Origin of the sequence: Streptomyces sp. NPDC058459, assembly GCF_042721685.1 — a bacterium.
Taxonomy (GTDB): domain Bacteria; phylum Actinomycetota; class Actinomycetes; order Streptomycetales; family Streptomycetaceae; genus Streptomyces.
In genome coordinates this window covers 1-8,253 of the sequence record NZ_JBHXLV010000261.1, presented here as the reverse complement: position 1 = coordinate 8,253, position 8,253 = coordinate 1, and the positions used below count along the sequence as shown (strand labels likewise).

Below are 8,253 nucleotides of genomic sequence, written 5' to 3'. Positions count from 1 at the left end.
GCCTCCCTCATCCGTCTCCGGGCCGTTCCCCGGCCGCGTACCGGGGTGTCAGCGCAGGCCGACGGCCTCGCAGGCCGACTTGTAGCCGGCCGTGCAGATCTCGTCGACCGTGTAGATGCCGTCCGCGACGACCGTTTCCTTGATCTTGCCCTTGGTCAGCGCGCTCACCTGGACCAGCTTGGCCGGGATCTGCTTGTCGGTGGGGCTGTCGATGCGGTCCTGGGTGAGGGCGTCGAACTGGATGTCCTTGCCCTGCACCTTGGCGACGGCCATCCGGGCCGCGGCCTCGGCCTCGTCCGGGTAGGACTTGTAGACGCTCATGTACTGCTCGCCCGCCAGGATGCGCTGCACGGCGTCGAGTTCGGCGTCCTGACCGGTGATCGGGGGCATCGTGGTGACGCCGGCCTTCTTGAGGGCCTTGATGACCCCGGCCGCCATGCCGTCGTTGGCGGAGTAGACGGCCGCGATGTCGGACTTGCCTATCTTGCCGATCGCCTCGGTCATGTTGGCCTCGGCGTTCTCCGGCTTCCACTTGATGGTGTCGAAGCTGTCCGCGATGGTCACCTTGCCGTTCAGCTCGGAGAGCGCGCCCTCCTTGAACTGCTTGGCGTTGGGGTCGGTGGGCGAGCCGTTCATCATCACGATCTTGTCGGAGAGCCCGGCGCCCGAACCCAGCCGCTCCAGCAGCGAGCGGCCCTGCACCTGGCCGACCAGCTCGTTGTCGAAGGAGATGTACGCGTCGATCGGGCCCTCGGCCAGCCGGTCGTAGGCGATGACCGGGATGCCGGCGGCCTTGGCCTTCTTCACCGTGGGCGCGACGGCGTGCGAGTCGACGGCGTCCAGCAGGATGACGTTGACCTTCTCGTCGATCATCCGCTGCATCTGGTCGGCCTGCTGACCGGCGTCCGCGTCGGCGTTGGCGTACTCGACCTTCCCCTTCTTGTGGGTCAGTTCGGACACCTGGCTCTTGATGATCGGGTAGTCGAACTTGTCGTAGCGGGTGTTGGCCTTCTCCGGCAGCAGCAGACCGACGGTGACCTCGTCGCCCACGGTCGGGCTGGCGCTCGCGTCGTCTCCCGCAGCGTTCAGGACGCCGCAGCCGGCGAGCGGGAGGACCATCGCGGAGACGGCCACGGACATGGCGATACGACGCATTCGAGGGCTCACTTCAGGTGCGTTCTGGCGGGGTGCTGCGTGCGACCCGGGTGTCTGAAAAGACAACTTGGCGGCGCCCCATGGCGTCAAGCGAAACAACTTAACGAGATGGCAACACCACGCTCCGTTTGACCGGTGAAGACCTGACGGAACCTTGCGCAACCCACTGTAAACCCCCTGCACAACCCTCCCGCGCGGACCCCGTGTTACGTACACACAGGCGAACGAAGTCAGCCACGCCGTGCACACCTTCTTCCCGAACGGGCGAAGGGGCCGGGAGACTTGTGCCTCCCGGCCCCTTCGAAGGTGCTCGGCTGCGTCCGGTTCAGTCCGCGGACGGCTGCCGCTTGGGCCGCCACACCACCAGCGCGCTGGTCTGCTGGACCTCCTGGTACGGGACCAGGTCACGCCGGTAGGAGGCGTGCACGGCGGCCTCGCGCTGACGCATCGTCGCCGCCGCGCCGTCCAGGGCCGACTCCAGCTCCGCGACCCGGGACTGGAGAGCCGCGACATGGTTCTCCAGTTCGATGATGCGCTTGATGCCGGCCAGGTTGATGCCCTCGTCCTGCGACAACTGCTGCACCTGGCGGAGCAGTTCGATGTCACGGGCCGAATAGCGCCGCCCGCGCCCCGCCGTGCGGTCCGGGGAGACCAGACCGAGGCGGTCGTACTGCCGGAGCGTCTGCGGATGGAGTCCGGAGAGCTGCGCGGCGACCGAGATGACGTAGACCGGGGTCTCCTCGGTCAGCTCGTACGGGTTGCGCCGACGACCGGGTGTGTCCATCGGGCTCATTCTCCCTTCGCGGCCTCGAACAGCTCCGCCCGCGGGTCGTCGTCCGCGGTCGCCTCGCGATACGCCTCGAGCGCGTCACGAGCCTTCCCCGAGAGGTCCTTCGGGACACTCACCTCCACGGTGATCAGCAGATCACCATGGCTGCCGTCCTTGCGCGCCGCGCCCTTGCCCCGCGCCCGCATGGTGCGGCCGTTGGGCGTGCCGGGCGGCAGCTTCAGGGTGACCGGGGACCCGCCGAGGGTGGGTACCCGCACCTCGCCGCCGAGGGCCGCCTCGGCGAACGTCACCGGGACGGTGACGGTGAGGTTGTCGCCCTTGCGCCCGAACACCCTGTGCTCGCCGACATGGACGGTGACGTACAGGTCGCCCGCCGGACCGCCGCGCTCGCCGGGCGCGCCCTTGCCGCGCAGCCGGATGCGCTGCGCGTCGGTGACGCCCGCCGGGATGCGGACCTGCATGGTGCGGGAGGACTTGGCCCGGCCGCTGCCGCCGCAGTCGGTGCAGGGGTGCTCGGCGATCAGGCCGCGACCCTTGCAGTCGGGGCACGGGTCGGTGAGCGAGAAGCCGCCGCCCGAACCCCGCGCGACCTGCCCGGTGCCGACGCAGGTCGGGCACACGCGCGGGGTGCCGTTCTTGTCGCCGGTGCCCGAACACGCCTTGCACGGCGCCTGCGAGGTCATCCGCAGCGGTACGGTCGCGCCCTCGATCGCCTCGGTGAAGCTGAGCGTCACCTCCGTGTCGACGTCCTGCCCCCGGCGCGGCTGGGTACGGGTGGTACCCGCGCCGCCCCGGTTGAACAGGCCACCGAAGACATCGCCGATGCCGCCGCCGAAGCTGCCGCTCTGCGGGCCGCCCGCACCGCCGGCGCCGCCGAAGAGGTCGCCGAGGTCGAAGTTGAACTGCCCGCCGCCCGCGCCCGGCCCGGGACGGAAGCCGCCGTTGCCGAACAGGGCGCGCGCGTCGTCGTACTCCTTGCGCTTCTTGGGGTCGCCGAGGACGTCGTTCGCCTCGGAGATCTCCTTGAAGCGCTCCTCGGCGCGGGTGTTGCCCTTGTTGGCGTCCGGGTGGAACTCGCGGGCGAGCTTCCGGTACGCCTTCTTGATCTCCGCCTCGGTGGCGTCCTTGGGGACGCCGAGGACCTTGTAGAAGTCCTTCTCGATGAAGTCCTTGGTGCTCATCCCCGACGTCCCTCCTTCCGGTCCTGCGTGATCTCGGTGATTACGTCAGCCCTCCTCCGGGCCACCGTTCTCCTTGTCGTCGGCCGCGCCCTCCTCGGCCTCCTCCGCCTGGACGGTCGTCGCGCCGGGCTGCGGCTCGGCGACGGCCACCCGCGCGGGGCGGATGGTGCGCTCACCGATGCGGTAACCGGGCTGGAGGATGGCCACGCACGTCGTCTCGGTGACGTCGGGCGCGTAGGAGTGCATCAGGGCTTCATGGATCGTCGGGTCGAAGGGCTCGCCCTCCTTGCCGAACTGCATGAGGCCCATCTTGGCCGCCACGGTCTCCATCGACTCGGCCACCGACTTGAAGCCGCCGACCAGTTCGCCGTGCTCCCGCGCGCGGCCGATGTCGTCCAGCACGGGCAGCAGCTCGGTCAGAAGGTTCGCGACGGCGACCTCCTTGACCGCGACGCGGTCGCGCTCGACGCGGCGGCGGTAGTTCTGGAACTCGGCCTGGAGCCGCTGGAGGTCCGCCGTGCGCTCACCGAGCGCCGTACGAGCCTGGTCCAGCTCGGCCCCCAGGGCCACAGCTGCGCTTGCGTCCCCAGCCGGGGCCGCCTCCTCCTCGGAGGCGGCCTTCGGCTCGGCGTCGTCGGGGTCCGCGCCGGAGGGGACGTCGGGCTTCTCCTCGAAGCCCGGAGTCTCCTCCGTCACGCGGCACCGTCCTTGCGCTCGTCGTCGACGATCTCGGCGTCCACGACGTCGTCGTCCTTGGCGTCACCGGCGTCGGCGGAGGGACCGCCGGCGGCCTGGGCGCCCTGGGCGTCGGCGTACATGGCCTGGCCGAGCTTCTGCGAGACCGCGGCGACCTTCTCGGTGGCCGTACGGATCTCCGCGCTGTCCTCGCCCTTGAGCTTCTCCTTCAGCTCGGCGACAGCCTCTTCGACCTCGGTCTTGATCTCGCCGGGGACCTTGTCCTCGTTGTCCTTGAGGAACTTCTCGGTCTGGTAGACGAGCTGCTCGCCCTGGTTGCGGGACTCGGCGGCCTCGCGGCGGGCGTGGTCCTCCTCCGCGTACTTCTCGGCCTCCTGGCGCATCCGGTCGACCTCGTCCTTCGGCAGCGAGGAGCCGCCGGTGACGGTCATCTTCTGCTCCTTGCCCGTGCCCAGGTCCTTCGCGGTCACGTGCATGATGCCGTTGGCGTCGATGTCGAAGGCGACCTCGATCTGCGGGACACCGCGCGGGGCCGGCGGCAGACCGGTCAGCTCGAACATCCCGAGCTTCTTGTTGTACGCCGCGATCTCGCGCTCGCCCTGGTAGACCTGGATCTGTACGGAGGGCTGGTTGTCCTCGGCGGTGGTGAAGATCTCGGACCGCTTGGTCGGGATCGTCGTGTTCCGCTCGATGAGCTTGGTCATGATGCCGCCCTTGGTCTCGATACCGAGGGACAGCGGGGTGACGTCGAGCAGCAGGACGTCCTTGACCTCGCCCTTGAGGACACCGGCCTGGAGGGCGGCGCCGATGGCGACGACCTCGTCCGGGTTCACGCCCTTGTTGGCCTCGTTGCCGCCGGTCAGCTCCTTCACCAGCTCGGCGACGGCCGGCATGCGGGTGGAGCCACCGACGAGGACGACGTGGTCGATCTCGGACAGCTGGATGCCCGCGTCCTTGATGACGTTGTGGAACGGCGTCTTGCAGCGCTCCAGCAGGTCGGCGGTCAGCTGCTGGAACTGGGCGCGGGTGAGCTTCTCGTCCAGGTGCAGCGGGCCCTCGGCGGACGCCGTGATGTAGGGCAGGTTGACCGAGGTCTCCGTGGAGGAGGACAGCTCGATCTTGGCCTTCTCGGCGGCCTCGCGGAGGCGCTGGAGGGCCATCTTGTCCTTGGCGAGGTCCACGCCGTGGCCGGCCCTGAACTGCTGGACCAGGAAGTCGACGACGCGCTGGTCCCAGTCGTCACCACCGAGGTGGTTGTCACCGTTGGTGGCCTTCACCTCGACGACGCCGTCACCGATCTCCAGCAGCGACACGTCGAAGGTGCCGCCACCGAGGTCGAAGACCAGGATGGTCTGGTCGTCCTTGTCGAGGCCGTACGCGAGAGCGGCGGCGGTCGGCTCGTTGACGATACGCAGGACGTTCAGACCCGCGATCTCACCGGCCTCCTTGGTCGCCTGGCGCTCGGAGTCGTTGAAGTACGCCGGGACGGTGATGACCGCGTCGGCCACCTTCTCGCCCAGGTACGCCTCGGCGTCGCGCTTCAGCTTCTGCAGGATGAAGGCGCTCATCTGCTGCGGGTTGAAGCTCTTGCCGTCGAGTTCGATCGACCAGTCCGTGCCCATGTGGCGCTTCACGGAACGGATGGTCCGGTCCACGTTCGTGACCGCTTGGCGCTTGGCGACCTCGCCGACGAGCACCTCACCGTTCTTCGCGAAGGCGACGACGGACGGCGTGGTCCGGGCACCCTCGGCGTTGGTGATGACGGTGGGCTCGCCGCCCTCCAGAACGCTGACGACGGAGTTAGTCGTGCCCAGGTCGATGCCGACCGCACGTGCCATGGTTGGTTCCTCCAGAGAACTTGAGTGGGACTGGCTCAAGTGTGCCAGTCCGATCGCCTCGGGTCAACAGACATGAGTCAACCGGGCTCAACTCTTATAGCGCGCTTATATGCAAGGAGCCGTACGAGACCCGTGGGAGGGGTTCCGCCGTCCCGGCGAAGGCGAACTCAGCGACCCACGTCACCCCGCGCCGGGCTGCGTCGCGCAGGATGATGGGGGTAGTCTCAGACGGACTGCATAAGTTACCGCTTAGTAATTTCGAGGCCGCCTCAGGAGCCCCTCATGCAACTCGCCGCGATCATCGTGTCGCTGGTCCTGACCGTGGTCGGTGTCGCGCTGCTCGCCCGTGCCGTCGGACAGTTCGTCCGGTACTTCAAGCTGGGCCAGCCCGTCCCCGCCGGTGTCCGGACCGACAACCCGTACCAGCGCAGCGTGACCCTGGTGCGGGAGTTCCTCGGCCACACCCGGATGAACCGGTGGGGCATCGTCGGTGTGGCCCACTGGTTCGTGGCCGTGGGCTTCCTGACGCTGCCGCCGACCCTGGCCCAGGCGTTCGGCCAGCTCTTCGAGGCCGACTGGACCCTGCCCCTCATCGGCGACTTCCTGCCCTTCGAGCTGTACATCGAGTTCATCGGCGTCATGACGACGCTCGGCATCCTCGTCCTCATGGCCATCCGGCTGCTGAGCCTGCCCAGCCGGCCGGGCCGCAAGTCCCGCTTCGCCGGCTCCAAGGCGGGCCAGGCGTACTTCGTCGAGTACGTCATCCTCATCATCGGCCTGGCGATCTACACCCTCCGCGGCCTCGAAGGCGCCCTGCACCACGTCGGCCACTACGAGGCTGCCTACTTCGCCTCGTACCCGCTGGTCCTCGCCTTCAAGGGGCTCGGTGTCACCACGCTGCAGAACCTGGTCTACCTGGTCGCCATGATCAAGATCGGGACCTCGTTCATCTGGATGATCGTGGTCTCGCTCAACACCAACATGGGTGTGGCCTGGCACCGCTTCCTGGCGTTCCCGAACATCTGGTTCAAGCGGGACGCGGACGGCGGGGTCGCGCTCGGCGCGCTCCAGCCGATGACCTCCGGCGGCAAGCCGATCGACTTCACCGACCCCGGTGACGACGACGTCTTCGGCGTCTCCCAGGTCGAGCAGTTCTCCTGGAAGGGCCTGCTGGACTTCTCCACCTGCACCGAGTGCGGCCGCTGCCAGTCGCAGTGCCCCGCGTGGAACACCGGCAAGCCGCTCTCCCCGAAGCTGCTGATCATGTCGCTGCGGGACCACGCCCACGCCAAGGCGCCCTACCTGCTCGCGGGGGGCGGCAAGACCATGGAGGGCGACGAGAAGGCGTCCGAGGAGCAGCTGGCGGGCGTGCCCGCGGCCGGGCTGGCCGAGGCCGAGCGTCCGCTCATCGGCACCGCCGAGGAGAACGGCGTCATCGACCCCGACGTCCTGTGGTCCTGCACCACCTGCGGCGCCTGTGTCGAGCAGTGCCCGGTGGACATCGAGCACGTCGACCACATCGTCGACATGCGCCGCTACCAGGTGATGATCGAGTCCGCGTTCCCGTCCGAGGCGGGCACGATGCTCAAGAACCTGGAGAAGAAGGGCAACCCCTGGGGCCTGGCCAAGAAGCAGCGGCTGGAGTGGACCAAGGAGGTCGACTTCGAGGTCCCGGTCGTCGGCAAGGACATCGAGGACCTGTCCGAGGTCGAGTACCTCTACTGGGTCGGCTGCGCCGGCGCGCTGGAGGACCGCGCCAAGAAGACGACCAAGGCGTTCGCCGAGCTGCTGCACATCGCGGGCGTCAAGTTCGCCATCATGGGCGGCGACGAGAAGTGCACCGGTGACTCCGCCCGCCGCCTCGGCAACGAGCCCCTGTTCCAGGAGCTGGGCATGGAGAACGTCATGTCCCTCAACGCCGCCTTCGGCGAGGAGCTGGACGACGACGGCAAGGTGGTCCCCGAGTCGGCGAAGCCGAAGTCGGCCAAGAAGATCGTCGCCACCTGCCCGCACTGCCTCAACACGCTCGGCAACGAGTACCCGCAGCTCGGCGGCGACTACGAGGTCATCCACCACACCCAGCTGCTCCAGCACCTGGTGGACGAGGGCAAGCTGGTCCCCGTCACCCCGGTCGAGGGCATCATCACGTACCACGACCCCTGCTACCTGGGCCGGCACAACAAGATCTACACGCCTCCGCGCGAGATCATCGGCAAGGTCCCGGGCCTCAGGAACGAGGAGATGCACCGCCACAAGGAGCGCGGCTTCTGCTGTGGCGCCGGTGGTGCGCGGATGTGGATGGAGGAGCGGATCGGCAAGCGCATCAACAACGAGCGCGTCGACGAGGCCCTCTCCCTCAACCCGGACATCGTCTCCACGGCCTGCCCGTTCTGCCTGGTCATGCTGACGGACTCGGTCAACGGCAAGAAGAACGACGGCAAGGCGAAGGAGTCCATCCAGGTCGTGGACGTGGCCCAGCTCCTGCTGGACTCCGTCCGCACCCCGGCGGACCCCGCGGACGAGGACGAGCCCGCCACCGAGCCGGAGCCCGAGCCGGCGAAGTAGCGCACGGCCCGGCACAGGACGGCGCCCC

Annotated in this window: 6 protein-coding genes; 1 reads left to right on the top strand and 5 read right to left on the bottom strand. The window is 68.5% G+C overall.

Features of this window, described 5'->3' with window-relative positions; translation table 11 throughout:
- Positions 1 to 48: 48 nt before the first annotated feature.
- From ACFWN1_RS29895 to dnaK, 5 genes are all read right to left on the bottom strand, one after another.
- Positions 49 to 1,155, bottom strand: a complete 1,107-nt coding sequence (locus ACFWN1_RS29895; RefSeq protein WP_384368738.1) for a sugar ABC transporter substrate-binding protein — start codon at positions 1,153 to 1,155, stop codon at positions 49 to 51.
- A gap of 325 nt (positions 1,156 to 1,480) precedes the next feature.
- Positions 1,481 to 1,939 carry a heat shock protein transcriptional repressor HspR gene (locus tag ACFWN1_RS29890; RefSeq protein WP_086692767.1) on the bottom strand — a complete coding sequence of 153 codons (459 nt, stop codon included), beginning with the start codon at positions 1,937 to 1,939 and terminating at the stop codon, positions 1,481 to 1,483.
- A gap of 5 nt (positions 1,940 to 1,944) precedes the next feature.
- On the bottom strand, positions 1,945 to 3,126 hold the full coding sequence (gene dnaJ / locus ACFWN1_RS29885) for a molecular chaperone DnaJ (protein WP_384368734.1): 1,182 nt from the start codon (positions 3,124 to 3,126) through the stop codon (positions 1,945 to 1,947).
- Positions 3,127 to 3,171: 45 nt separating this feature from the next.
- Positions 3,172 to 3,822 carry a nucleotide exchange factor GrpE gene (gene grpE, locus ACFWN1_RS29880; RefSeq protein WP_384368732.1) on the bottom strand — a complete coding sequence of 217 codons (651 nt, stop codon included), beginning with the start codon at positions 3,820 to 3,822 and terminating at the stop codon, positions 3,172 to 3,174.
- Positions 3,819 to 5,660 carry a molecular chaperone DnaK gene (dnaK, locus tag ACFWN1_RS29875; protein WP_384368729.1) on the bottom strand — a complete coding sequence of 614 codons (1,842 nt, stop codon included), beginning with the start codon at positions 5,658 to 5,660 and terminating at the stop codon, positions 3,819 to 3,821. The genes grpE and dnaK overlap by 4 nt, the downstream gene beginning before the upstream one ends.
- Before the next feature lie 282 nt (positions 5,661 to 5,942).
- Between dnaK and ACFWN1_RS29870 the strand changes: the two genes are divergently transcribed.
- Complete coding sequence (locus ACFWN1_RS29870) at positions 5,943 to 8,225, top strand: (Fe-S)-binding protein (protein ID WP_384368726.1); 2,283 nt, start codon at positions 5,943 to 5,945, stop codon at positions 8,223 to 8,225.
- The last annotated feature ends 28 nt before the right edge of the window (positions 8,226 to 8,253 follow it).

Coding starts and splice junctions, on each gene's coding strand:
- ACFWN1_RS29870 (WP_384368726.1), top strand. CDS start 5,943: ATGCAACTCGCCGCGATCATCGTGTCGCTGGTCCTGACCGTGGTCGGT.
- ACFWN1_RS29890 (WP_086692767.1), bottom strand. CDS start 1,939: ATGGACACACCCGGTCGTCGGCGCAACCCGTACGAGCTGACCGAGGAG.
- dnaK (WP_384368729.1), bottom strand. CDS start 5,660: ATGGCACGTGCGGTCGGCATCGACCTGGGCACGACTAACTCCGTCGTC.
- dnaJ (WP_384368734.1), bottom strand. CDS start 3,126: ATGAGCACCAAGGACTTCATCGAGAAGGACTTCTACAAGGTCCTCGGC.
- ACFWN1_RS29895 (WP_384368738.1), bottom strand. CDS start 1,155: ATGCGTCGTATCGCCATGTCCGTGGCCGTCTCCGCGATGGTCCTCCCG.